Genomic DNA, 26969 nt, shown 5'->3' with positions numbered 1-26969 from the left:
TCACTAAAAAGATACATATAATCTGCTAAGGACTTAGCGTGAATTTAACCTAAATATTGTCTCGCATTTTCTAGTGCTTCCTGAATACCCTTAGGATTTTTACCTCCGGCAGTTGCAAAAAATGGTTGTCCGCCTCCACCTCCTTGGATATATTTACCAAGTTCCCGAACTACTTGACCTGCATTTAGCCCTTTCTCTTCGACAAGGTTTTTAGAAATGTAACAGGACAATAATGCTTTTCCTTTTTGCTCTGTCCCAAATATGATAAATACATTATTTAGCTCTCCTCCCAGTTCAAAAGAAATATCCTTAATTCCGGCAGCATCAAGATCTACTTTTTTTGCAAGGAAATTGACTCCGTTAATCTCTTCGAATTCAGATTTAAGATCGCCTTTTAAATTTTTAGCTTTATCCTTAAGTAGGGCTTCAAGTTGTTTTTTAAGCTCTGCATTTTCTTCTTGTATTGCCAAAATAGACTTTATAGGGTCTTTCGTTTTCAGTATACTGGTTACCTCTGCATACGCTTCAGATTGTGTTGTAAAATATTCTTTTGCAGCATCACCTGTAATTGCTTCTATTCTTCGTATTCCTGCAGCGATTGCGCTCTCTGAAGTAATTTTAAAATGCCAAATATCACTTGTATTCGTAACATGGGTTCCTCCGCATAGTTCCATTGACTCTCCAAAACGTATTGCCCGCACAGTATCCCCGTACTTTTCTCCAAATAATGCAATTGCACCTTCTTCTATAGCCTTATCATAAGAAATATTACGTTGTTCTTCTAAAGGAAGTTGCTCTCGTATTCTAGCATTTACAAAATCTTCGACTTCTTTCAATTCTTCGGCCGATACTTTTGAAAAATGTGAAAAATCAAATCGCAAATTACCACTATGTACCATAGATCCTTTTTGCTCTACATGCGTGCCTAGAATTGTTCGTAATGCCTGATGCATTAAATGTGTAGCAGTATGATTAGAAGCTGATCTTGATCGTTGTTTTGCATCAACAACCGCGGTTAAAGTTTCGTTGATATGTTTTGGTAAATTTTTAGCAAAATGAATAATCAGATTATTTTCCTTTTTAGTGTCTATTATATATACGACATCTCCATTAGGCACTTCTAAATATCCTTTATCTCCAACTTGCCCTCCTCCTTCTGGATAAAATGGTGTTTTATCAAAGACCATTTGATACAACTCACCATCCTTTTTACTATTTACCTTGCGGTAACGTGTTAATTTCACATCTGTAGTAAGCGTATCATATCCTATAAACTCTTCGGTAGCATTATCTAACAGGATTTCCCAATCACCAGCAGACACTTGAGAGGCTGCTCTAGACCTATCTTTTTGTTTCTGCAATTCTGACTCGAAACCTTGTTCGTCTAACTCATAACCTTGTTCACTTAATATTAAAGCTGTAAGATCAATAGGAAAACCAAACGTATCGTAAAGCTCAAATGCTTTTTCACCAGAAATCACGTTACCTTTTGTGTTTTTTATCACATTATCTAACAACACTAATCCTTGATCTAACGTTCTTAAAAAAGACTGCTCTTCTTCTTTAATTACATTAACAATTAAATTTTTCTGAGCTTTAAGTTCAGGAAAAGCATCGCTCATTTGATTACTTAAGGTTTCTACCAATTTATAAATAAACGGTTCTTTAGTATCTAAAAAAGTAAAACCATATCGAATTGCTCTACGTAAAATCCTACGAATTACATAACCTGCTCCTGTATTACTGGGCAATTGACCATCGGCAATAGAAAATGAAACAGCTCTAACATGATCAGCTATCACTCGAATAGCAACACTCACTTTACCATTTTCTTCTGTTGGCAAGCTATTTTTATCATATTTTGAGTTTGTAATGGTCTCTATCTCGCGTATTAAAGGCGTAAAAACATCTGTATCATAATTTGACTTTACACCTTGCAATGCCATACACAGACGCTCAAACCCCATACCAGTATCTACATGTTGTGCTGGTAATTTCTCAAGAGATTTATCTGCTTTTCGATTAAACTGCATAAAAACCAGATTCCAAATCTCTACAACCAAGGGATCATCTTGATTTACCAAATCACGCCCGGGAATTTTAGCTTTTTCTTCTTCAGACCTTAAATCCACATGAATTTCGGAACACGGACCACAAGGACCTTGATCTCCCATTTCCCAGAAATTATCTTTCTTATTCCCCATGATAATTCTGTCTTCGGGTACAATTGCAGACCACAAGTCATAAGCCTCTTGATCCATTTCTAGATTCTCATCCTTTGCTCCTTCAAAAACTGAAACATAGAGAATATCTTTATCAATACCATAGACATCTGTTAGTAATTCCCATGCCCATTCAATAGCTTCTTTTTTAAAATAATCTCCAAAACTCCAGTTCCCCAGCATTTCAAACATTGTATGATGATAGGTATCCATACCTACTTCTTCTAAATCGTTGTGTTTACCGCTTACACGAAGACATTTTTGTGTATCAGTTAATCTATTATTTTTAGGTGTACCATTGCCTAAAAAGAATTCTTTAAACTGATTCATCCCTGCATTGGTAAACATTAATGTTGGGTCATCTTTAATCACCATTGGTGCAGATGATACAATATCATGTTTCTTTGATTTAAAAAAGTCTAAAAATTGGTTTCTAATTTCTTGGGATTTCATCCGTTTAAGTTTACTATTTTTCAAGGTCTGATATAGTTGGCATAGATAATCATTTTTAATAAATTATTGAAATCTTCAGTTATATTAGTTCAACACTCTTAAATGCCGAATAAAAATCTAAAAATCAACCTATTAAATACCACTTGTATCAAAATCATTTTTTCAATATCTGTCAGTTTTTTCGGCACTTTGCAACATTTTATTATATTTGTTGCGATGTCTGATAAAAAAACAAGTTTTTTTTGACTGATATCCTGCAAAAATAGCATATTTTAGATTATGTCAAAGGTTAAATATTACTATGATAGTGAGACACTTTCTTATCGAAGAATCGAGCACAAGAAAGGACGAAAATTCGGTTTAGCTGCAATTGGTGTTGTTGGTACTTTTTTGGCAGGCTTCATTTTACTACTTATTTATTTAAATATCCCCCAGTTAGAGACTCCTAAGGAAAAAGCATACAAAAGGGAGCTCGAAAATATGCAACTGCAATATGACTTAATGAATAAGCGCTTGAAACGTGATGAAGATATATTAAAAGAAATTGCAGAGCGAGATGACAATATTTACCGTCTTTATTTTGGAGCAAATCCAATACCTGAAGAACTTCGTAACGCTGGATTTGGTGGCGTTAATAGATACAAAAATCTAGAAGGATTTGACAATTCGAAAATGATTGTAGAAAGTAGTGAACGAATTGACAAATTGACTAAACAGATTGTTGTACAATCAAAATCTCTTGATGAAATAGCCGCTTTAGCAGAGAAAAAAGAAGAGCTTCTAGCTACAATCCCTGCTATACAACCGATACAAAATTCTGATTTAAAACGTATGGCTTCTGGTTACGGTTGGAGAAGTGACCCTTTTACTAAAGCTCGAAAATTTCATTATGGCATGGATTTTTCGGCACCTACGGGAACCCCTGTATACGCATCAGGTAATGGTGTTGTAAAAAGAGCAGATGCAAACTCTACAGGTTACGGAAGACATATACGCATTGATCATGGCTTTAACTATGTAAGCCTATATGCACATCTTAGTCGATATAATGTAAAAAAAGGACAAAAAGTGAAACGTGGAGATGTTATAGGTTATGTTGGTAATACTGGTAGATCTGTAGCTCCGCACTTGCATTATGAAATTTTCAAAGATGGCAAAAAAATTAATCCAAGAAACTTCTATTACGGAAGTCTAACCCCTGAGGAATTTGCCGAAATGCTTAAAGCATCAAACTTAATTAATGAAACTCTAGATTAAATCGTTTATGCGTAAACTCCTTCTTCTTCTTGTTATTTTTGGGTATAGTTTTTCTGTTCAAGCCCAAAAATATTCAAAAGAAGTGTTAGACTCGATGTACGTTATCGTACAACAAACACAACAAAAACTTGCTAAACCCTCTCAAATTAAAATAATGGCTGTTGGGGATATTATGATGGGAACTGATTTTCCAAATGAAAGCTACTTACCTCCTGATGGTAAGGGTCCTTTTGACGATGTTAATACAGTTTTGACTAAAGCAGATATTCTTTTTGGAAATTTAGAAGGCACGTTAACCGACGAAGGCGAAAATGCAAAACGGTGCTCTGACCCATCAAAATGTTATTCATTTCGATCACCAGAAAAATTTGGAAAATATCTTGAAGAAACCGGTTTTGATGTTATGAGTATTGCAAATAATCATATTGGGGATTTTGGTGAAATCGGTATTAAAAACACCTCGAAAACACTAAAAAAACATAATATTGCATATGCTGGAGTTTTTGCTCAACCCTCTATGGTTTTTGAAAAAAATGGCATTACTTATGGATTTTGTGCTTTTGCTCCTAATAAAGATTGCCTAAAAATTCATAACTTAACAAAGGCAAAAAAGATCGTAACCGAACTAAAATCAAAAGTAGATATTGTGATTGTTTCTTTTCATGGCGGTGCCGAAGGACTGGATCACACACATGTCCCCAGAAAAACTGAACGGTTTTATGGAGAAGACCGTGGTGATGTTTATCTCTTTGCTCACACAATGATAGATGCCGGAGCAGATATGATTATTGGCCACGGACCACACGTATCTAGAGGTTTTGAAATTTATAAAAATAAATTTATAGCCTATAGTCTTGGTAATTTTTGCACGTATTCAAGGTTTAATCTTAGTGGTATAAAAGGATATGCACCAATTGCTGAGATTGATATTGATCTAGAAGGTAATTTTATAAAAGGGATGCTGCACTCAGCTAAACAAATCGATGAGATTTATCCTTTTATGGACGATAAGAAAAGGGCCTTAAAGGAAATTAAAAAACTAACCGCAGAAGATTTTCCTGAAAGCAAGCTCATTTTTAATGATGATGGAAGTTTTACACAACAAAACAACTAATCTATGTATGTAGACTTACCGAAAAAAATGTATTACGGAATTGGTGAAGTTGCCGAGGCCTTTGATGTAAACACTTCTCTAATTCGTTTTTGGGAAAAAGAATTTGATATCCTTAAACCAAAAAAGAATGCAAAGGGCAACCGAAAATTCACTCAAGAAGACATTAAAAACCTAGAATTGATTTATCATTTGGTTAAAGAACGTGGTTTTACCCTTGAAGGTGCTAAAATTCGATTAAAAGAACAAAAACAAGACGCACTAGATAGTTTTGACATTATTAGAAAACTCGAATCTATCAAAGGCCAATTACTTAAAATAAAAGAACAACTTTAAGCCCTTAATGGGTATTTAATATAGTTTTATCATGAAAAAACTCTTAATTGTATTAGCTGTTATTTTTATACTTGGCGGTATTTTATATTCTCTATCTGCTGGAAGATATAATTCGGCTATAATACTTCAAGAAGATGCACAAACTGCCTGGTCTAATGTAGAGAGCGCTTATCAAAGGCGTAGTGATCTTATCGGAAATCTTGTGAAAACAGTACAAGGAGCTGCAGATTTTGAACGCTCTACACTAAAAGAGGTTATTGAAGCAAGATCCAAAGCTACTTCTATAAATATTGATCCTAGTAATATCACTCCAGGGCAAATGGCTCAGTTCCAACAAGCACAAAGTGGATTATCCTCTGCGCTATCACGACTACTAGTTACAGTAGAACGTTATCCTGATCTTAAGTCTAATCAAAACTTTTTAAACCTACAAACCCAATTAGAAGGAACAGAAAATCGAATTAACGTAGAACGTAATCGATATAATGAGGCAGTTGGACTGTACAACAAAAATCTTAGAATATTCCCTAACAACATCATACTTGGCATGCTTGGAAATTTTGAGAAAATGACTAGGTTTAAAGCCGATGAGGGAGCAGAAAAAGCACCAGATGTAGATTTTGATTTTAAATAATGTCAAACACAATTGAAGATTTTTTAACCGCAGATCAGGAGCAACAAATAGTTGCTGCTATACGACGTGCGGAAAAGACTACCTCTGGAGAAATACGTGTTCATATTGAAAGGCATACTGATTTAGATGTATTAGAAAGAACAAAAGAAGTTTTTCACTCTCTAAAAATGGATACTACCGCTCAGAAAAATGGTGTATTAATCTATGTTGCAGTAGATGACCATATTTTTGCGATTTATGGAGACGAAGGAATTAATAAAGTTGTTCCTAATAATTTTTGGGAAAGTACCAAAAATGCAATCCAGCACAAGTTTAAAGAAGGTAACTTTACCCAAGGATTAGTCGATGGTATTTTACTTGCAGGAGTACAATTGCAACACTATTTTCCATGGGATCATGATGATATTAATGAACTTTCTGATGAAATCTCAAAAGGATAAATGAAAAACACCAAAGGCACTCTTACTTTATTTCTGGTTCTTGCAATCTCTCTGTTTTGTAATATTATTAATGCACAAAGAGCAATTCCTCCTAAGCCAAAATTACAAACATCAGTTTATGATGAGGCAAACATGCTTGCCCCTTCACAAGCAAAAAGTTTAGAAGAAAAATTAATACAATATAGTGATACAACATCCACTCAAGTCGTTATTGCCTCTATACAGTCATTACAAGGAGAATATATTGGGTTATACGCGGCAGAATGGGCTCACCAATGGGGTATTGGTCAAGCAAAAGAAGATAATGGCGTATTTATACTTGTTGCCAAAAACGATAGAAAAATCTGGATCGCTACTGGTTATGGTGTCGAAGAAAAGCTTACCGATTTTAATTCAAAGACTATAATTGATGAAATTATCACTCCTGCATTTAAACAAGGGAACTATTACCAAGGATTAGACCAAGGCACTACAGCTATTTTTGAGGTACTAAATGGTACTTTTAAAGGTTCTCGTAAAAAAAGCAACGATATCCCGATAGGACAATTGTTCTTATTACTTATTTTCTTTATTATCATTATCAAGGCATTCTCTAAAAGTAATCACGGAAATAATGGCCGAGGAAATCGAGGAAACCGATCAAGAAGTGGCAGCCTTTTGGATGCTATTATTCTAAGCAATATGGGACGAGGTAGTTATGGCGGAGGTAGTTTTGGAGGTGGATCCAGTGGTGGTTTTGGAGGCGGCTTCGGAGGTGGCGGCTTCGGAGGCGGTGGAGCAGGTGGTAGTTGGTAAGATTAACTCACACTCATCTATCAATCTTTAATATCTCATAATACTACCCAAATCATGTATCTAAAAATCACACAAAAGCTTTAATCGAAATACTGTTTAATTTAAATGAATATTTTTCTAATGTGTGAAGTTTCCAAAATAAACCATATTAATATCTAATTTAGTATTCCCTAAAGTTGATCCATCGTGAAAACAGTTGTCTGTTGGTGCTATGTAATATTGAAAAGGTTCTTGCTTAATTTTAATCACAGGATAATCTGGGTAATATTTAAAAAAAGTTTCTGCCACATTATACACATCAACTTTTGTAACATCTGTCTTTTCTTTTAACATATTATGCACCTGTATCATAGAAAGATTAACATATAAAAAATAACGTGTTTCTTCTCCTATATTGATGCATATTCGATTTCCGAACTTATGCGTAGTATGTAATGTCATGTATTGCGTACCATCATTATGCAATCCCATATACTTTTTCTCATCAATCGTGAAATTTGGATGCAACCTTGTAATATCACATGCTACCATTTCAATATTTGGTAAATTTGCAGTTATACAATGTAAATGGAAGGGTTTAGCATTTGATATTGTTTTCAAAAAATCAGTAAGTTCTTCATTCAAGGCTTTTGTCAACGCTTCTGTTTTGCCAAAGCAACTCATAACATCATCTCTATCTTTACATTCACTAAAATCTATTTTTTTGAATAGGCTCTTCACTTTTTCAGGGAGTTCGCCAAGATAAATGTTATTATGATCTTTTAGATCAGCACTTGAATTTAATCTTCTTTTTTCATTATTGCTTAAAGTCCTCCAATCTCTCTTTGGTATGTACGCTTCATCAATATATAATGGCATAAAAGAGTATTGTTCAAAATTCACCCTAGAACCTTCATGGTCTGTATGATGCACGACACCAGAATTAATTTGTATACTTTCATATCCTTTTGGTAATCTATTGTGAATACTAATTCCTTTTTTAATAGTAACTGATTGTGTCATTATATTTACTTTTTAATATTGAAAACTCCCAAAATATACTATACATACATCTAAGTACCTACTTCCTAATGTAGAACCGTCATGAAAACAATTATCGGTTGCAGCAATGTAATATTGATAGGGTTTTTGTTCTACTCTAATCACTGGGTAATCTGGGAAATGTTTAAAGAAATATTCTGGAATATTAGAGATATTTACAAGTGCTAACTCACTGGTTTTCAGCTTTTCTTTTAGCATTGCATATACTTCTTTTATAGGCAGGTTTACGAATAACAAATAACGTGAATCTTTACCTAAGTTAATGCTAATTCTGTTTCCGAACTCATGTGCGGTATCAATTGTCATAGACTGTGTTCCATCATTATGCAGTCCTAAAAATTTTTTATCTGCCTGCTTAAAACCATCTGGCAGCATGGTAGTATTTGCAGCCACTAATTCTACATTTGGATAATTCACACCAATACAGTGAAAATGAAACTTTTTATCATTAGATAGAGGGAGCAAAAATTCATGAAGTAATTGTGTTGCTTGTTTAGTCAACTCTGGATTCTTTTCAAAATTACTAAAAACCTCATCTCTACTTTCACTTTCTTGCAACTGTAACTCTTTAAAACATGCTTGCAAAGGTTTAGGAATCTCACCTAAATACACAGTATTAACATCATTACAACTCTCGTCTGGTTTTAAACATTCAAGTTCTTCTACCGTTAATTCTCGCCAATCTCTTTTGTTTACATATGCATGATCTAGGTATTCTGGAGTAAACTCCTCATCTAAATAATGAACTAAAGCTGCTTTGTGTTGCTTATGGTAAACTGTTCCAGAATTTATAGCCAGTGCACCTGTCCCTTCTGGAAGCGAATTATGAACCATTATATGCCTTTTGATTTTCATATATTATTTTTTAAAACGATGATTAATATTGAAATTTGCCAAAATATATCATTAGCACATCAAGTTTTGTCATTCCAAAAGTTGATCCATCATGAAAACAATGATCTGTTGGAGCGATATAATATTGATATGGCTTTTGAGGAATCTTAATCACAGGATAATCTGGAAAATGCTCAAAAAATAGTTTTGAAATTGTAAACAAATCAACATCTTTGATAGCTAGGCCTAATTTTGTTTCAAGCATAGTATAAGCTTGGGGTAATGAAAGGTTCATATATAAAAAATAACGTGTTTCTGACCCAAGGTTTATGGTAAAACGATTTCCTGATTTATATGATTCATGAACAGTTGTAGGTTCTGCACCATCATTATGAATACCCATATATTTTTTATCTTCTTCAGTATGGTCTGCAGGAAGCACAGTCGTATCACACGCAACCATATCTACATTTGGGAGATTTGCGCCTATAAAATGAAAATGAAATGGAGCCGCATTGGCAAAGCCACTAAGATATGTTTGCATCGTATTACTTAGCTTTAACGTCATATCATGATCTTTTTTCATGCATTCATGCACATCTTCTGGTCGTAAACATTTATTGAATTTTAGGGTTTCAAAAATATCTCTTAATTCATTAGGAATATCACCAACATAGATCGTGTTGTAATAATTCCTATCAGAAGAAGCTTTTAATGCCTCTAATTCTTTTTTTGATAATTTTCTCCAGTCTCTTTTAGCTACATATGCATCTTCATTATACTTGGGTACAAAAGACCAATCTAAATATTCTATTTTGCTTATTTCCTGATTTAAATGATGTGTTGTTCCTGAATTAATACTAATATCATTAAAGAAGTTTTCGTCTGTACTATGTAATCGTATTCCATTATTTATTATTTCCATCTGTTATATATTAAGTAATTACAATTAAGGAAGTTGATCAAACAAACCCGTATAGACGATAGTCATATCTATATCTTTATTTCCTATAGTAGACGCATCATGAAAAAAATTATCTGTTGGTGCTACATAATACTGATACGGTTTGATTTCTAGCTTAATAACTGGATAATCAGGGTAGTACTTGAAAAAATATGCAGCTATATTATCAGGATCTAATTTTATTCTTTTTAGATCTATTTTTTGACTTAGTAAATTATACACTTGGATTAAGGTAAGATTCGTAAAGACTAATGTTCTTGTCTCATTACTTAAATTTATAGAGATTCTATTGCCTGATTTATGAGCCGTATGAATTTTGAAATGCTTACTTTGATCAATATGCAAGCCTATATACATAAAAATTTCATCTATATAATGACTTGTTATCGTTTCTCTGTTGGGCATTGCTCTGGTGATACGATGAAATTTATAATTCCCTATAGAAGAGCAGTCTTTTAGGAATGCATGTAATTCTTCATTTATCTTTTCTACAAGTGCCTTGTTATCCTGAAATTTTGGATATACCTGATCTGGGTGTGTGCAAGTACCTAAATTAAGTGATTTAAACAAATCTCTTAATGTATTTGAAATTTCTCCTAAATATAAATTTTTACTGTAGTCAGAAAATTTTGTTTGATCTTCTATTACCAGTTTTGATTCTTGATGTGTTAACAATCGCCAGGTATGCAATGGCACATATGAATCCTCAAAATATTTCATGCCATTATGCTCATCTACAGCTCTCACACCTGTATTGACAGAGATTTGTTCTAAAATCCCTTCGATATGCCCATAAATGCGCATTCCTTTTTTTAGTTTCATACGTGAATTTCCTTTTTAAATGAAGCTAATTCTTCTTGAACTTCTGGGTTAATTTTTACATTATTTTCTTGTTCGAACCCATTAATGATATCTTCATATTTTAATTCCTCTATGTTTAATTGTTGGACAACATCCTCTGGTAAAGAATTCAAAATATCATTTTGGATAAAAGAGATCAATCGTACCATATCTTTACAATACATGGTAGGATTGTCAAAACCATTTTCATTGGAGTATCTATGTCCTAAGAACCCGCCGCCACAAATATCAAACACTGGGCAATTCAAGCATTGTTCGGCTACATTATCATGAGCCCTATAATAGATCTGAAACGTTTTATCTTCGAATAAATCTTCAAGATTGTTTTTATAGACATTAATCTCATTACGGGTAATTCCTTCAAAACATGCCCTTAATGAGTCTACCACTTCAATACTCCCATCAGATTCTACAACCACTACTCCATTAGTACGTCTTCCGATCAATTGATTCCCTATTCCTTCTTCTCCCATTACCATCTTTATTAAGGTTTCAAAGAAGTAAATTTTTGATCGCTCTTTGTCATTTTTCCACAGTTTGTACAAATCAATAAACCAATCGGCATATGGCGTATAATGTTTATCATTCCATCTATTTTCATCTAATCCTAAAGGTGCCTGATCATAATGACCATCTGGTAATAGCAAATTTAAACTTGAAACATCTAGATGTTTTATTTCGGCATACAATTCTTTTACCGGAATATTAATATTCACGACAAGTAACAAACCTGCTAAATTGTTATTTTTACCTAATTGAACGGCTTTTGCTACTTTATTATAGGATCCTTTTCCGTTGTGAAAAACACGATATTCGTCATGGTATTTTTTTGGACCATCAATACTAATTCCAACAGAAATATTGTTTTTTTTAAATATCGAATACCAATCTTGATCTAAGGTTACTCCGTTTGTCTGTACCGTAAAAACAAATTCTAATGCTGGAGCTGTATTTTTAAAAATAGTAACACATTTTTCAAAATAATCAGGTTTCAATAGTAAAGGTTCTCCCCCATGAAATACTATTTGAACGTATTTAATATCGGCATTTTCGCAATAGCTCTTTAATCTATCAGCAAAATTTTGCACTGTTTCTAAAGCCATAAATTTAGGCTGCTTTAAGTATGTTTGATCCCCCATATTGTACATATAGCAATACGAACAATTGAGATTGCATCTACTGGCAATTTTTAAAACAAAAGAAGTGACTTTATACATAGTTAAAATTTAATCTGAATTTTAAAAAAACCAGATAACCTCTTTAGTTTAGAGGTTATCTAGTTAGTACTTTACTATAACTTAAAAAGATGCCGCTTGCAAAAACGTATCAATTTTGTCATAAGCAGATGATCTTAAGCTGTTTTTACTTACTGCTACTACAGAACAAGAAGAGCTTATTCTACCTCCAAAAATTGCTTTGTAAAGGTCTAACTGGTCTTCATCAGAAGTATTAAATGCTTTGTTTAATACTTCTTTTTCTTTTGAGTTTGAAGCGATTTTAGATTTTTTGTTCATTGTTGAAAAAATTTAATTAATTATTAAAATGTCATCAGTCAGGACATGACAATTGCCCTTCATTTTATAGTTAAATGAAAAACTTAAATTTTCATATACTCTCAACTAACAAAGATGTTCCTGGACATACTTATCCGCTATATTTTTAAGAAATGACTTCTCCAAAATATCGCGTACTATAAACAATGAACCTTGGTATTGTAATAATTACGTTACAATACTAGTGTCATCCTCCTGAACGATCTTTAGTATTCCAAAAACAAATTTCTTTCAGATAATTATGAACTAAATTTTCAAATAGTATTCATTAAAAAAATTAGTTCCTGACCTATTACCTATTTTGGAATTGGTCAGTATAGAGGGGTAGGTAATTTTAGCAAATTTGGTTAAAGAAAATTGAAATTCTTTATATAAGATAAAACCCAAATTTGCAGAGAATCTTAATAACAACTTAATATTCCTAATAGTTGCTATATCTTTTTTAATAGGTACAATTTTTTGAATAGCCCATTTATAATAAGTAAGTCTGTAGTCACTTATTACTAAAATCAATGCTATAATTATTTTTCTCATGAAGCCTAGGTTTTAAGCAAGTAAAACAATCAATAACGAGATTATCTGATTTCCAGTAATTTAAACACTATTTTTCTAGTTGGAAAAAAAGTAGTATCTAAAATCACCACTACTAACTTACAATAAAAATATTATTTCACCTAAAGAGATTAGATTAATTAAAAGTTAAGTCCCCTCGAATAAAGCACTATTAATCACCATGATTTGTTTCATCTAATAAACACCGATAAGGAAGCACTAATTCAACATTATTTGAAGAAAATCCTACTTAGCTACCCATAACTTTAAGAATTAAATAATTATACATTATTAAATAATAACAACTTAATTATATAATTAAGTAGGTTAATTAATATATTTAGACCCCATCTTTGTTTGTAAATTTTTAACCACTCGTACCTTAAAAAGAATTATGGGATTCCAAAATAAAACAGTAGTATTTTTATGTCTTCCACTATTTATTTTCACTCTTTACAGTTGTAAAAAATCGGAAAAAAAAATTGTAGAGAAGATAAGTTCAAAAGAAATAGTAATTCCTTTTGAATTGACCGAGTATAATAACATCAAAATAAAAACAGTTCTTAACGGTGTGGATACATTATACCTAAAATTTGATTCAGGAACCACTGGACTTTTACTTACACATGACGCTATAAAGGAAAAAACCAATTTATTAAATGACAAGAAAGAAAACGTACCTACTAAAAACTATGTAAAGCTTAAGTCTCTTGCGTCTTTACAAGTAGGGAAATTAAAATGGAATGATTTAGAGATATATCCTGTGCGACATTCTGGACAAGGGACAGATGGTAGGTTTGGATGGGATTTATTTAAAGACAAAATAGTCTCGTTAAACTATGATAAAAAACTATTGATTGTACATGAAAAATTACCTGATCTTACAAATTACACTACATCTGAACTAGAACAGGTTAAAACCGTTTTATGTCTTAACGGAACTATTGAAATCCAAAATCAGAATTTTAAAGGTCGTTTTTTATTCGATACAGGTTATCAGAAATCTTTGCTATTAGATAGTATCACAGTAAAAGAACAACTATTCAAGGCAGATCTCCGTGTCATTAAAACAAATCAATTAAGAAATGGTGCTGGCGATATATTTATAACCAAGGTAGTTGAAATACCTACACTAAATTTTGCAGGACAAACCATAAACAAACTACCGACACAGCTTTTAAATAGAGAAAATCCTGCGGGTTTTAAAACTCATATCTTAGGAAATGAATTACTTAAAAGATTCAATACCGTTTTTGATTTTAAGAACAAAACCATTTACCTTAAAAGAAATAGCCTATTTAACACTCCTTACAGTGACGCTTACTAAAAAACAATAGTATCACTCAAGAGCTGAGAAACTACTTCTTCCTAAAATACACAGAAACTGGCACCCCGTTAAAGTCAAATTCTTTTCGAAGTTGATTTTCTATATACCTTTTATAAGGATCTCTTATATACTGTGGCAAATTACAAAAAAATGCAAATTGAGGTTGTGGTGTAGGTAATTGCGTAATGTATTTTATTTTTACATACTTGCCTTTATACGCAGGAGGCGGATTTCTTTCAATTATTGGTAATAAAATCTCATTAAGCTCACTGGTTTTGATTTTTTTGGATCTGTTTTTATATACTTCTACAGCAGTCTCCATTGCTTTAAACAAACGTTGCTTGGTTAGCGCAGAAATAAATACAATTGGCACATCTGTAAAAGGCTCTATTTGCTTACGAATATATTTTTCAAAATCTTTTAATGTGTTACTCTCCTTATTTTCTATAAGATCCCACTTATTAACTAAGATTACTATTCCTTTTCTGTTTCGTTCTGCTAACCAAAAGATGTTTTGCACCTGTCCATCAAACCCTCGGGTTGCATCTAATACTAACAAACAAACATCAGAGTGCTCTATTGCTCGAACGGATCGCATTACTGAATAAAATTCTAAATCTTCTTTTACTTTGGATTTTCTTCGTATCCCAGCAGTATCTACCAAATTAAATTCGAAACCAAAACGATTATATTTTGTATCGATCGAATCTCTGGTTGTTCCAGCAATATCAGTTACTATATATCTATCTTCACCAATTAATGCGTTTATAAAAGACGATTTTCCTGCATTTGGTCTTCCTACCACTGCAAATCGTGGCAACTCATCATCATCATCTTCTTCTTGCTCTGGTAGTGCTTTTACTAGTGCATCTAAAAGTTCACCTGTACCGCTTCCGTTTATACTAGCAATGGTGTAGTACTCACCAAGTCCCAAATTATAAAACTCGACTGCATCAGCTTCTCTTTTTCCGTTATCTACTTTATTGATTGCTAAAAAAACAGGCTTATCCACTTTACGTAGCAGATTAGCAACATCTTCATCCATTCCTGTTACACCTGACTCTACATCTACCATAAAAATAATAGCATCTGCTTCATCAATTGCCAATTCTACTTGTTTATCAATCTCTGCTTCAAAAATATCGTCACTACCTACAACATAACCTCCGGTATCTATTAAAGAAAATTCTACGCCATTCCAATCACTTTTACCGTAATGTCTATCACGAGTAACACCGCTAACCGCATCAACGATAGCTTCTCTTCTCTGAATTAAACGATTAAAGAAAGTTGATTTCCCTACATTAGGTCTCCCTACAATTGCCACAATACTGCTCATTGAACTCTATTCTTAATTTTGTGCAAAATTAGACTTTTTATTTTAGAACTCATCTTGTGTTCTAAATATCTTTACATGATTAAAATAGAAGGAAAAAAACTGACATAAAAAACAAAAAGTCCAAAGGCCCTAAACAAGGCCTATGGAACTTTTCATAATTGATAGTCAGTCAGTGAAATAATTACTTACTTCAAATATAGCAAGTATTATAGCTAACTAGGTTACTGTAAAACAACAAAGTTTTTGATCATTTTACCTCGTAAATAGCTACTGTATTAGAGACTTCATGAGTTACTATAATTAAATCATTACCTGTTGGGCTATCTGATGCTTTTACTGATATCATACCTTCTGGACTAATATCATTAGCGTCTCTAAGCCACTCTATAAATACAGGGCTTGAAGGGTTAGAAATATCATATACCAAAATACCTCCTGTTCTTTCAAGACCAACAAATAACAATGTTTTATTTCCTATTCTTAACGTTTCTACTGCTTCTGGTTCTGCTCCTTTATCATCTGATCTTTTATCTGCTGCTCCACCTTCGTTTGTATTAAAAGCACCAGAATCAATTCCGAAAATAGTTTTTCCTATCTCATCACCACTATCATAAACCAAAGTACCCGAAGTAGACCATATACTAAAAGATCTTGCCCCATAAGAATATATAACATCATGATCGCCATCGCCATCAATATCCCCATTAGCAGTTGTAGTTTTTAATCTTCCAAGATTCTCGTCCAATTGCAAAGTAGTTGCGTTTGGAAACGCGGTTGGATCCAAAGTAAGATCTTTAACTCTAACTTCTTCAGAAAAACCATCGTAATCACGTGCATCGCCTTCATTAGCAGTTATTAAATATCCTTCTCCTCTAATTTTAGTATATGTTATTGCGTCTGGTTGGTAAAAACCTAAAACAGGCCAGTTTTGAAAATTCCCAACAATACCATCTTTATCACTAGCATCGAATTGATTGCTAAGTAATGTATGATCTTTTACGCCAAGCCCTACAATATTACTGATTGATTTAGTCTTAAGATCAACGATAGCAATACCATTATTTTCTTGTAAAACTACATATGCCGTTTTTGAATCTTTTGAAACGGCAATATATTCGGGCTCTACATCCTGCGCAAATGAAGCTCCTTGCCCAAATACTCTAAAATCGTTTCCAATGTTTTGACCATTAAATGCTGTAAAACTAACATTTGAAACTTCACTCGTCCCGACCTGAATGATAGTTATCGAACCTTCTGGGTCATTGGTGTAGGCATCATTTGGTTCTCCCTCATTAGCAGCAATAATATATTTCCCATTTGGGCTAAAAGTCACCATATCTGGTAAAGCTCCCGATTCGTATACGCTTAATAATGTTTGAGAATTCGAATCAAACGTAGTAATTGTACCATTGGCTTGCTTATCGATACTGTTTTCAAGGGCTACAGCTACAACCCCATTGCTAACAGCAACACTATTTGGAATACCTGATAAAGCAATATCTACTCCTTGGACAGGAGTATTAGGGTTAGATAAGTCCCAAACAGAGAGTTCTGAATCATTTGGATTTACAACAAATAGCTTATTAGTTTCAGGATCAAATGCAGAAATTTCTGCAAATCCTTCATCTCCATTTCCATTTATGAATCCTCCTATTTTAGTAAATGTAAGCGTATCATTTCCACCTCCACCGGTATAGTCATCAAGTTCGCAAGAACTAAAAATCCCCAAAAGAGCTGTTGCACAAAAAATTGTTTTGTTAAAAATTTTCATTAGTTGTTTTATTTGTGTGATTAAACACACAAATTTGAGTATCTAATATATCCTCAATGTTATCCTAAGGATAAATAATTTATCTATCCCCTAGAAGTTTCAAAAGTATACTATAAAGAAATTCCCTCTAGTTTTTACAATTAATTGTAAAAACTAGAGGGAATTTTACGTATTAAAAAAAATAAATTTCTTAGTTCTTTTTATTATCGACTACGATTTTTTCTACTTTAGACCAACCATCTCCAACTATTCTCATCATATATATACCTTCTGACAATTGTGGTAATGTTGAAAAATTTATATCAACGGTTTCATCTCCTTGATCAACAAATCTATTAATCACAGTACTCTTATTTCCTCCTGTAAGGTCATGTAAAGAAATAGTAACCTTCTGTTTTTTCTCTAGTTTAAGGTCTAACGACATTTTAGTTCTTGAATTAACAAGAGTAGGATATACCGCTGCTATTCTATTTGTACCATCTCCTCCTCCATCACAAGTTTCAACTAGTATCATCACACTATCTGTATCAAAATTATCACAACCATCTTTAAAAACTTTTACAGTATATTCTACGTTTCTACGAGTAGAAACTCTTATAGTTTGATCTCTTATCACACCATCTATTGTTGGTGCACTCCATACATATGAATCTCCACCGTTAGCCGTTAATTCTACAAATTCACCTATACATACAGTAACATCGTCACCTGCATTTGCTACTATAGAACAATTCATATCTACATCAACAGTTACTACTACTGTATCCATATCTTCACATCCATTCTTTTGAACCGTAACTGCATACTCAGTCGTTACTTCTGGGGTAACTTCGATTGACATTGTTGTTTCTCCTGTAGACCAAAGATATGTATCTCCTCCACTAGCCGTTAGAGTAGTTGTTTCTCCTTTAGTAATTGTAATATCCGAACCAGCATCTGCAGTTACAGAATTTACATTTACGAGTATTGTATCTGCAGCTTCACAGTCTCCTTGCTTTACAACAACAGTATATTCTGAAGTTTCTTTTGGGTTTACTATGATAGATTGAGTAGTCTCTCCTGTAGACCAAGAGTACTCATCAGCCTCGGTAGCTACTAAAACTACTTCTTCTCCTTCACAAACAGAGATATCGTCACCCAAACTAACTGTTGCAGACTTAACAGTTACTATAGCTTCATCTGTTGCTGTACACCCTCCCTTGGTAATTGTAACAGAATAGGTTGTAGTTTCTATAGGGCTCACCGTAATACTTGCCGTAGTTTCTCCTGTAGACCATAGAACTGATCCTTCTCCAACTGCTGTTAGAGTAGCGCTCCCACCCAAACAAACTTCTTGATCCTCTACGGTAACTTCTGGGGATGTTACAAACACATCAACCATATCGGTTGCTACACATCCATCAATAGTAACTTCAATTTTATACCATGCAATACTTTCTGTAGGGCTTACTGTAATACTTTGTGTAGTTTCTCCCGTAGACCATAAATAAGTATCTGCTTTAGTAGAGGTTAATGTAACCTCATCTCCTAGGCAAATAATAATGTTTTCTCCTATACTAACCTCTGGGGATTTAACAGTCACTACAGCTTCATCTATTGCTGTGCAACCACCTTTGGTAATAGTAACAGAATAGGTAGTAGTTTCTGTTGGGCTCACCGTAATACTTGGCGTAGTTTCTCCTGTAGACCATAGCACCGACCCTTCTCCAACTGCCGTTAAAGTTGCGCTATCTCCTAAACAAATTTCTTGATCCTCTACAGTAACTTCTGGTGATGTAACAAATACATCAACCATATCGGTTGCTACACATCCATCGATAGTAACTTCAATTTTATACCATGCTATGCTTTCTGTAGGGCTTACTGTGATACTTTGTGTAGTTTCTCCCGTAGACCATAAATAAGTATCTGCTTCTGTAGAAGTTAATGTAACTTCATCTCCTAGGCAAATAATAATGTTTTCTCCTATGTTAACCTCTGGGGATTTTACGGTTACTACCGCTTCATCTGTTGCTGAACAACCATCTTTAGTAATAGTAACAGAATAGGTTGTAGTTTCTGTTGGGTCAACTGTTATACTCGGTGTAGTTTCTCCTGTAGACCACACTACTGTTCCTTCTCCAACTGCTACTAGAGTTGTACTATCACCTAAACAAATTTCTTGATCATTTACTACTACACTACAATTATCTGTAGGGTTATCTATACAAGGCTCAAAAACATGATGATGTAACTCTCCACCATTATGGTAATAGTTCAAAGCAATAACCTGCCCATTAACATTACCTGAGGAATTTTTAGTTACACTTGATTGCGGAGCAAATAATGTACCTACAAGTGTACCTCCTCCTTTAAGAGTAATTGACGGTGCATTATAAAAGTTCCATAAAATGAAACGACCTTGTTGATCTCCTATACCTGCTATATTAAATATATTCCATTCAAAATCGACAGAAACATCAACATTAATAATAAGTGGTGTATCTATATTTGGTGCATTTTCAAATGTTAAATAAGGTAATGACAAAAGCTCATTTCCTGTAATATTAATTACATTAACTTGATTTTCTGTAAGTCGAATCTTATTATGAGCATCAATTTCTAAATTCGCATCGAATTCGCTAAATTGTTTAGATCTAGCTAGAAACCCTGTAAATGCCGCTTCAAAATCAATTAAATTATTATGATTTACACTATTTGCAGGTTGTTTATTATGAACCTGAACTCTAGGAATCATATCATATGTGCCTGGAGTTACTCTCGTATTTGTAGTAACTCTATTATTATCTAGGTCATATACAAACGATCCTTGTAGATCTCCTACTTTTGCAAACCCTTGATTAAGCTGAATCCCTTGACCATGATCATAAATTATTTTTCCATTAACTACTAATGAAGATGCTTCGCTATCTCCATTAAAGTAATTAGTTCCGGCTGTTTGACCGGCAACAGTTATAATTCCATCTAAAGTCAAATCCCCTCCTATTGCAACGGGACCATCGGTATCTCCCGAGCCCAGGTGTGCTTCATTTCGAACAAAGGCATTGTAACCTAATGCATTTGCTGTTGGATTAGAACAAGTGTTAGATGGGTTTGCTTCTGAAATATTGGTTTTATCATTTGATCTAGCAAAACCAATATTGACCAGAAAAATTATCATCGCGGTAGCAAAAAGCGCAGATGAAAGGTTAGTTTTGAGTGTTGTGTTTTTCGACATAATGTCATTTGTTTTAAAGAGATTAAAAAAAATATTTAAGGTGAGTATACTTTAGGTGTTAAGCATAAAAAATAAAATGAATACGACATGAGTTAAATTAAGCCCTCATATCAGATCATATAATTTTATTTTAAAAATCCTTTTAAAAATTAAGAATGTGTGAAGAAGTATAGGTGTTTCATATTTTGGGTTTATGTTGATTTGGAATGCTAAAGTATGGAATAGCCGTAAAAATCAATTAAAAAAAAACACAAAAACGTTTAAGTGTATTTTTTAACCCGTGTTATACCTTGTTTTTAAAATTCCTACATTTAAAAACCTACAAAATTAGCTATTATAACCAAAACGTTTTAATTGCCGTTGATTACTACGCCAATTTTTATTAATCTTTACATAAAGTTCAATATGAATTTTCTTACCGAAAAATTTCTCTAATTCTTTACGCGCTTCGACACCTACTTTTTTTAACGCAGCCCCTTTGTGCCCTATTACTATTCCTTTTTGAGAATCTCTCTCCACCATAATTACCGAACGAATCCTTATAATATCTTCGTCTTCGATAAACTCTTCAGTCTCTACCTCTACTGCATAAGGGATCTCTTTCTTATAATTAAGTAATATTTTCTCTCTAATGGCTTCATTAACAAAAAACCGTTCTGGCTTATCAGTCAACTGGTCTTTTGGGTAAAATGCCGGGGAGTCTGGTAACAGTTCTACTAATCGATCAAAAACTTCTCTAACATTAAATTTCTCTAGAGCTGATATTGGATAGATTTCTGCATTTGGTACTTTTTGTGCCCAAAATTGAACTTGCTCTTCTAGTTTTGTCTGATCAGATAAATCAATTTTATTTATTAATAAAAGTACAGGGATTTTAGCACTTGTTATTTTAGCAAAAAAAGCTTCGTCTTTTAAGTCTTTCTCTCCTATTTCTATAATATATACCAGAACATCTGCATCTTCAAAAGCTGACTTCACAAAATCCATCATTGATTCTTGAAGCTCATAAGCCGGTTTGATAATCCCTGGCGTATCTGATAAAACAACCTGAAAATCGTCTCCATTTACTATCCCTAATATACGATGTCTAGTAGTTTGCGCTTTAGAAGTAATAATCGATAGTTTCTCGCCAATAAAGGCATTCATCAAAGTCGACTTACCTACATTTGGATTTCCAATGATATTTACAAAACCTGCTTTATGGTTCATATACTTAATTTTGCCACAAAGGTATATCAATATTAAACAACAAAATAATTCTATTTAGGATATCTTATTTACCCCTGTATCTTATTAACATTTACAAGCAAAAAACAGTTAGTAAGTAATCCTTAGTATTTTAACTATTTGTTTAGATTTTTCATAAATTTAATTCCAGTATGTGTTCAAAACCCCTGTGAAGACAATATTTTTAAAAAAATACTGGGCCCTTTTGAAAAATTGTAACTTATTTTTTTTATTCAATAACTTACTATTATTATGTCTTTTACTTTTTTCACCTAAAGATGTTAATGGTCAGGATTATAGTAAGCAATTAACCAAAGCAAACGAAAACTTTGAAGCATTTGCATATATTGATGCAAGAGCTATTTATCTGGATGTTGCTCAAAGGGGATTTTCTGCCCCCGATTTATATCAAAAATTAGCCGATTCGTTTTATTTTACGGGAGACTTAGAGGCTTCTGTGGAGTGGTATGAAAAACTAATACAAACTTATCCTGAGAATTTAAACCCTGAATATTTGTTTAAGTATGCCCAAAGTCTTAAAAGTGTCGAAAAATATGCCGAATCAGATAAAGTAATGGATCAGTTTTATCTACTTACCGGAACAGATAAAAGAGCCAAATCATTTATTAACAAGAGAGATTATTTAGACTTTATAGAATTGCAGTCGGGTAAATTTGATATTTTTCCTTTAAGTATAAACTCTGAAAATTCTGAGTATGCACCTAGTTTTAATAATCAAAATCAAATCGTATTTGCTTCTTCTAGAACCAAAAAAACAAATAACTCCAAAATTCATGGATGGAACAGAATGCCTTTTTTAGATCTGTTTTCTTCTAACATCAAGAAAGATACAATTAGCCTTGATGAACCTATTAAATTAAAAGGTAAGATCAATACAAAATTTCATGAATCGTCAACTAGTTTTAGCAAAGATGGCAAAACTGTATATTTTTCAAGAAATAACTTTACCAATAATAAAATAGGAACTAGTAAAAAAGGGGTTGTTTTATTAAAACTTTATAGTGCTAATTTTATTGATGGAAAATGGACCAATATTCAAGAGCTGCCTTTTTGCAGTGATAATTATTCTGTATCCCACCCTTCTTTAAGTTTAGATGGCAAAAAGCTTTATTTTGCAAGTGATATGCCAGGCACCATAGGTAAATCAGACCTCTTTGTTGTTGATGTTTTAGGTAATGGAAAATTTGGGAAACCAAAAAACCTTGGAGAAAATATCAATACCGAAGGAAGAGAAACATTTCCATATATAAGCAATACAGGAAATTTATACTTCTCAAGTGATGGACATGTTGGACTAGGAGGTTTAGACGTTTTTGTAACTGTACCTGAAGAGGTTGGTTTTTCTGAAGCATTTAATGTTGGTAAACCCATAAATAGTCCTAAAGACGATTTTACATTTGTACTTAATGAGGATACTAGAATTGGCTACTTTGCGAGTAATCGAAAAGGAGGAAAAGGAAATGATGATATTTATAGCTTTAAACAGACCAAAGAGCTGATCACTTCGTGCAAACAATACATAGAAGGCACAGTATACAACAAAATTACAAACCAAAGTCTACCCAACGCACGCTTGGAATTACTAGATGTTAATCAAAATTTGATTACAGAAATCATTTCTAACAGCTTAGGTAATTATAGATTTGAGGTAGAATGTAATACTGAATATACAGTAAAAGTCACTTTAGATCAATTCATCCCAGAAGAATTAACAATCGCTGCCAATGACACTTTTGAATTTATACATGATGTATCGTTCCCATTAGCTGCATTAGGCAGTGTCAAAAGTTTATTGACATTAGTTCCTGTAAACATTGGTGATGATTTATCCAAAACATTACAACTCAACCCTATTCATTTTGGTTTAGATGATTCATCCATTACTAAAAATGCAGAGGTAGAATTACAAAAGATTATTTCGGCTATGAACTTATATCCAGAATTAAAAATTGAGGTAAGATCACATACAGATAGCAGGTCAAGTTATTGGTATAATAAAAGGTTAAGTGTAAAACGAATGCGTGCAACCGTTAAATACATCATACAAGAAGGAAATATTAATTGGCGAAGAATCCGCGGTAAAGCATATGGTGAAAGACGACTAATTAATCATTGCGTTGATGATGTTCCCTGTACTGAGGAAGAACACCAAGAAAATAGAAGGAGTGAATTTATTGTACGTAAATAAACAAAATGGCATTCATTTCACAATACATCTACCAACTGTAGTTATACTTTTTTGAAATACTCTTTGGCAAACGCATTTACTTTTGGAGCTAAAATTAACCCTGAAACTACGGTGGGAATTGCCATTAGTGCAAAAGCACTATCAATAAGGTTAATTGCAAAATCAATTTTGACTACAGCAGCTATTACAATAAAAATTATATAAACATAATTGTAATACTTCCCATATTTAGGTTTTGTTAAAAACCCTAAGCAAACTGTTCCGTAATAGGAATGAGAAAATAGTGTAGAAAAAGCAAACACCAAAACCATGATAACCACAACAATATCTCCTAAACCATAAGGCAAAACACTATTAAAAGCTTCTAGGGTTAATGAAATCCCATTTCCATCAGTATATTGCCAAACACCTGTCGACAAAATGGCTAAAGCTGTTAATGTACATACCAATAACGTATCAATTGCCGGACCTATCATCGCTACTAACCCTTCACGAATAGGCTCATTAGTTTTTGCGGTTCCATGCATCATTGGAGCCGTTCCTATACCTGCTTCATTAGAAAAAGCTGCTCTCTTTATTCCTGTTTTTACTAAATATCCTAATGCTCCCCCCGCAGCAGCTTCGCCAGAAAAGGCATCTGAGAAAATCAACATAAACATTTGCGGCACTACATCAATTTGTATAATCAAAATTGTAAATACTGTTACAAAATAAAGAATTACCATAGAAGGCACCAATTTACTTGCTACCAATCCTATTCTTTTAATGCCACCTAAAATTACCATAGATGCAATTACAGCTAGTACAAGACCAATATATAATTTACTACCATCTCCCCAATTCATTACATCTACCAACGTTTGTGTTAGTTGATTAGCAGTAAATGCCGGTAAAGTTCCTACTAGGCCAGCAAGAGCAAAAAAAACTGCAAGAGGTTTCCATTTTTCACCCAAACCATTCATTATAACATACATTGGACCGCTAAGCAATTTTCCATCTTCATCTTTTGATCGATACATTACTGATAAGGAACAGGTATAAAACTTAGTAGCCATACCTATTAAAGCGCTTATCCACATCCAAAAGATTGCTCCTGGCCCTCCTGTAACAATGGCTATAGCTACTCCGCTAATATTACCCATTCCGACTGTAGCTGCTATCGCAGAAGACAAAGCCTGAAAATGGCTAAGTTGCCCTGGCGCTTCTTCATTATCATATTTACCTCCAAGTACTTGAATAGCATGTCTGAAATAAAAAAACGGAGTAAACCTAGAATAAATCAGAAAAAAAAGTCCACCTCCAATAAGCAGTATTAACAGTGGCCAATCCCAAATCCAAGGACTAAAAAAAGCTATAAAACCTTCTATTTTTTCAAACATATATCGATGTAATACTTTATTCTAAATATTAAACTATGAATTTAAGCCCTTGATAAATCTTGGTTTATCAATACCTCTATCATACATAATTATACTTCCTGCAACAGCAACATTTAAACTTAACTCTGATTTAAATTTTACGACAAATTGAGATTTCTCTATAGCCATTTTAGATAGACCATGATCTTCAGCTCCTAAAAGATACACGCAACGTTTTGGATGATTAAATGTTTCTAATGAGACAGCCCTATCTGTAAGTTCTACCCCTACAAGCATTGCTCCTTTTGGTAAGTGATGATAAAAATCTTCAAAAGTATCATAATGAAAGTAAGGCATTGCTTTTACCGCATTATGTGTATCGCTTGCTTGTTTAGCATATCTATTACCAATAGTAAAAATAAAACTTGCCTCCATATTCTGGGCAGAACGCCATAAAACACCAAGGTTTTCCGGAGTTTTCCCATTTTGAATACCAATACCAAAAAATTCGTTTTCAAAGTTATTTATCATGGATATAAAAATAACTCTTATTACATTATCGATGGAGTTTCCTTTTAAAAATTATCCAACTATATTCAAACTAAAATCAACTATACTTTTGATACGCTTTTTCTAATTTAGTATCATATTTATTTTTTTTGTATCCTGGCCCATTATATCCTTCAGCGAATTTGGCCCAATTTTTCTCTTTAATCCAATCCAGCAACTTTTTACCCTTAAAGGAGGTGTTTTCTACAAATTTCCCAAAAGCTTTGAGGTGTTCACGTTCGTGTTCATACATTTCTGAAACAAAATGATCAATCGATGCATATCCAAGGTTTTTATAATGAAAGCCCATAATCTGAAATGCTCCCCAGGAAGCAGCGTTATATGCGGCTTCATGAAATGCCGGTAAATCTGATATTCCCGCAGCTTTTTCTAAACGATCATACTCACCTGCTCCACCTCTATAATGTGATCTGGTCCATTTCTTATACAAAACATCTTTGGTTCGGTTAGAAACATATTTCTCTGGATTTATACCTTTAGACTTAAGTTCTCTCCAAAATATATGGCCTTCAAACAATATGACAGGACGACCGTATACCAAAAAACCTTTACCTCGACTTTCTATTTCATTAACAGCCTTTACCATAGCTATTTCCAATCCAAATTGATTTGCAAAATCTTTCACATCTTTTTCGGATAAAAACTTATCATTAAAAGCTACTAAGTTTTTTTCAGCTTCTATGAGTTTCATCCAAGATTTTAAACCAACGATACCATCTACTACTAAGTTGTTTTTACTTTGAAAATCTTTGACTGCAGCATCGGTATCTCGTCCAAAAAAATTAGATACATAAACCGTATACCCTAGTTTAGTCAAAATTTCTTCTAAATAATGAACTTCTTCTCCTCTTGATCGATATCTTATTGTTTTCATTTTTGTGTGTTTTTAAGGGTTTTT

Annotated in this window: 23 protein-coding genes; 8 read left to right on the top strand and 15 right to left on the bottom strand. The window is 33.2% G+C overall.

The annotated features are described in order from the left end of the window. Window positions 1-44 precede the first annotated feature (44 nt). Window positions 45-2675, bottom strand: a complete 2631-nt coding sequence (gene alaS / locus D1816_RS21300; protein WP_118505558.1) for an alanine--tRNA ligase — start codon at window positions 2673-2675, stop codon at window positions 45-47. 279 nt (window positions 2676-2954) lie between these two features. Here alaS and D1816_RS21295 point away from each other — a divergent pair, with 279 nt between their 5' ends. Genes D1816_RS21295 through D1816_RS21270 form a run of 6 tightly spaced genes read left to right on the top strand, consistent with a single transcriptional unit; the run spans window position 2955 to window position 7248 of the window. Further along, window positions 2955-3932, top strand: coding sequence for a M23 family metallopeptidase (locus D1816_RS21295; RefSeq protein WP_066307932.1), 978 nt, complete (start codon window positions 2955-2957; stop codon window positions 3930-3932). Between the two features lie 7 nt (window positions 3933-3939). Next, window positions 3940-5046: a CapA family protein gene (locus tag D1816_RS21290; protein WP_066307933.1), complete on the top strand. Its 1107-nt coding sequence runs from the start codon at window positions 3940-3942 to the stop codon at window positions 5044-5046. Between the two features lie 3 nt (window positions 5047-5049). After that, window positions 5050-5379 (top strand): MerR family transcriptional regulator, encoded by a 330-nt coding sequence (locus D1816_RS21285; RefSeq protein ID WP_066307935.1) that lies wholly within the window; start codon window positions 5050-5052, stop codon window positions 5377-5379. A 31-nt stretch (window positions 5380-5410) separates the two neighbouring features. Beyond that, window positions 5411-6013 (top strand): LemA family protein, encoded by a 603-nt coding sequence (locus D1816_RS21280; protein ID WP_118505556.1) that lies wholly within the window; start codon window positions 5411-5413, stop codon window positions 6011-6013. Then, the gene (locus D1816_RS21275; protein ID WP_118505554.1) at window positions 6013-6453 is read left to right on the top strand and encodes a TPM domain-containing protein; all 441 of its coding nucleotides are present in this window, start codon (window positions 6013-6015) and stop codon (window positions 6451-6453) included. The genes D1816_RS21280 and D1816_RS21275 overlap by 1 nt, the downstream gene beginning before the upstream one ends. Then, complete coding sequence (locus D1816_RS21270) at window positions 6454-7248, top strand: YgcG family protein (RefSeq protein WP_118505552.1); 795 nt, start codon at window positions 6454-6456, stop codon at window positions 7246-7248. A 117-nt stretch (window positions 7249-7365) separates the two neighbouring features. Here the strand turns inward: D1816_RS21270 and D1816_RS21265 are convergent, their stop codons facing one another. From D1816_RS21265 to D1816_RS21235, 7 genes are all read right to left on the bottom strand, one after another. Continuing rightward, complete coding sequence (locus D1816_RS21265) at window positions 7366-8250, bottom strand: hypothetical protein (protein WP_118505550.1); 885 nt, start codon at window positions 8248-8250, stop codon at window positions 7366-7368. A gap of 12 nt (window positions 8251-8262) precedes the next feature. Further along, window positions 8263-9144 (bottom strand): hypothetical protein, encoded by an 882-nt coding sequence (locus D1816_RS21260; protein WP_118505548.1) that lies wholly within the window; start codon window positions 9142-9144, stop codon window positions 8263-8265. 22 nt (window positions 9145-9166) lie between these two features. Further along, window positions 9167-10048, bottom strand: a complete 882-nt coding sequence (locus tag D1816_RS21255; RefSeq protein WP_066307957.1) for a hypothetical protein — start codon at window positions 10046-10048, stop codon at window positions 9167-9169. A 24-nt stretch (window positions 10049-10072) separates the two neighbouring features. Further along, complete coding sequence (locus D1816_RS21250) at window positions 10073-10909, bottom strand: hypothetical protein (protein ID WP_066307960.1); 837 nt, start codon at window positions 10907-10909, stop codon at window positions 10073-10075. After that, window positions 10906-12087 carry a radical SAM protein gene (locus D1816_RS21245; RefSeq protein WP_233565221.1) on the bottom strand — a complete coding sequence of 394 codons (1182 nt, stop codon included), beginning with the start codon at window positions 12085-12087 and terminating at the stop codon, window positions 10906-10908. Before D1816_RS21245 ends, D1816_RS21250 begins: the two co-directional genes overlap by 4 nt. Window positions 12088-12246: 159 nt before the next feature. After that, window positions 12247-12462, bottom strand: coding sequence for a hypothetical protein (locus tag D1816_RS21240; RefSeq protein WP_066307968.1), 216 nt, complete (start codon window positions 12460-12462; stop codon window positions 12247-12249). 285 nt (window positions 12463-12747) lie between these two features. Then, window positions 12748-13035 carry a hypothetical protein gene (locus D1816_RS21235; RefSeq protein ID WP_118505544.1) on the bottom strand — a complete coding sequence of 96 codons (288 nt, stop codon included), beginning with the start codon at window positions 13033-13035 and terminating at the stop codon, window positions 12748-12750. Between the two features lie 412 nt (window positions 13036-13447). Between D1816_RS21235 and D1816_RS21230 the strand changes: the two genes are divergently transcribed. Continuing rightward, on the top strand, window positions 13448-14380 hold the full coding sequence (locus tag D1816_RS21230; protein WP_118505542.1) for a hypothetical protein: 933 nt from the start codon (window positions 13448-13450) through the stop codon (window positions 14378-14380). 31 nt (window positions 14381-14411) lie between these two features. Here D1816_RS21230 and der read toward each other — a convergent pair whose 3' ends face one another. The 4 genes from der to era all read right to left on the bottom strand — a co-directional run bounded on the left by der (window position 14412) and on the right by era (window position 21916). Then, window positions 14412-15719 (bottom strand): ribosome biogenesis GTPase Der, encoded by a 1308-nt coding sequence (der, locus tag D1816_RS21225; RefSeq protein WP_118505540.1) that lies wholly within the window; start codon window positions 15717-15719, stop codon window positions 14412-14414. Window positions 15720-15966: 247 nt separating this feature from the next. Next, window positions 15967-17490 carry a choice-of-anchor I family protein gene (locus D1816_RS21220; protein WP_118505537.1) on the bottom strand — a complete coding sequence of 508 codons (1524 nt, stop codon included), beginning with the start codon at window positions 17488-17490 and terminating at the stop codon, window positions 15967-15969. A 190-nt stretch (window positions 17491-17680) separates the two neighbouring features. Next, complete coding sequence (locus D1816_RS21215) at window positions 17681-20707, bottom strand: collagen-binding domain-containing protein (RefSeq protein WP_118505534.1); 3027 nt, start codon at window positions 20705-20707, stop codon at window positions 17681-17683. A gap of 327 nt (window positions 20708-21034) precedes the next feature. Beyond that, the gene (gene era / locus D1816_RS21210) at window positions 21035-21916 is read right to left on the bottom strand and encodes a GTPase Era (RefSeq protein WP_118505532.1); all 882 of its coding nucleotides are present in this window, start codon (window positions 21914-21916) and stop codon (window positions 21035-21037) included. A 223-nt stretch (window positions 21917-22139) separates the two neighbouring features. Here era and D1816_RS21205 point away from each other — a divergent pair, with 223 nt between their 5' ends. Continuing rightward, window positions 22140-24143, top strand: a complete 2004-nt coding sequence (locus tag D1816_RS21205; RefSeq protein ID WP_118506312.1) for an OmpA family protein — start codon at window positions 22140-22142, stop codon at window positions 24141-24143. A gap of 41 nt (window positions 24144-24184) precedes the next feature. On the opposite strand, the gene D1816_RS21200 is transcribed toward D1816_RS21205, so the two are convergent. The 3 genes from D1816_RS21200 to D1816_RS21190 form a co-directional block, all read right to left on the bottom strand. Next, complete coding sequence (locus tag D1816_RS21200; RefSeq protein ID WP_118505530.1) at window positions 24185-25522, bottom strand: sodium:alanine symporter family protein; 1338 nt, start codon at window positions 25520-25522, stop codon at window positions 24185-24187. 33 nt (window positions 25523-25555) lie between these two features. Beyond that, a complete protein-coding gene (locus D1816_RS21195) occupies window positions 25556-26032 on the bottom strand; it encodes an RNA methyltransferase (protein WP_118505528.1) in 477 nt (158 codons plus the stop codon). A gap of 76 nt (window positions 26033-26108) precedes the next feature. Further along, the gene (locus D1816_RS21190; RefSeq protein WP_066307986.1) at window positions 26109-26945 is read right to left on the bottom strand and encodes an N-acetylmuramidase family protein; all 837 of its coding nucleotides are present in this window, start codon (window positions 26943-26945) and stop codon (window positions 26109-26111) included. Window positions 26946-26969: the final 24 nt, after the last annotated feature.

It is taken from the genome of Aquimarina sp. AD10 (assembly GCF_003443715.1).
Lineage (GTDB): Bacteria > Bacteroidota > Bacteroidia > Flavobacteriales > Flavobacteriaceae > Aquimarina > Aquimarina aggregata.
This window is presented reverse-complemented; position numbering and strand designations above follow the sequence as displayed.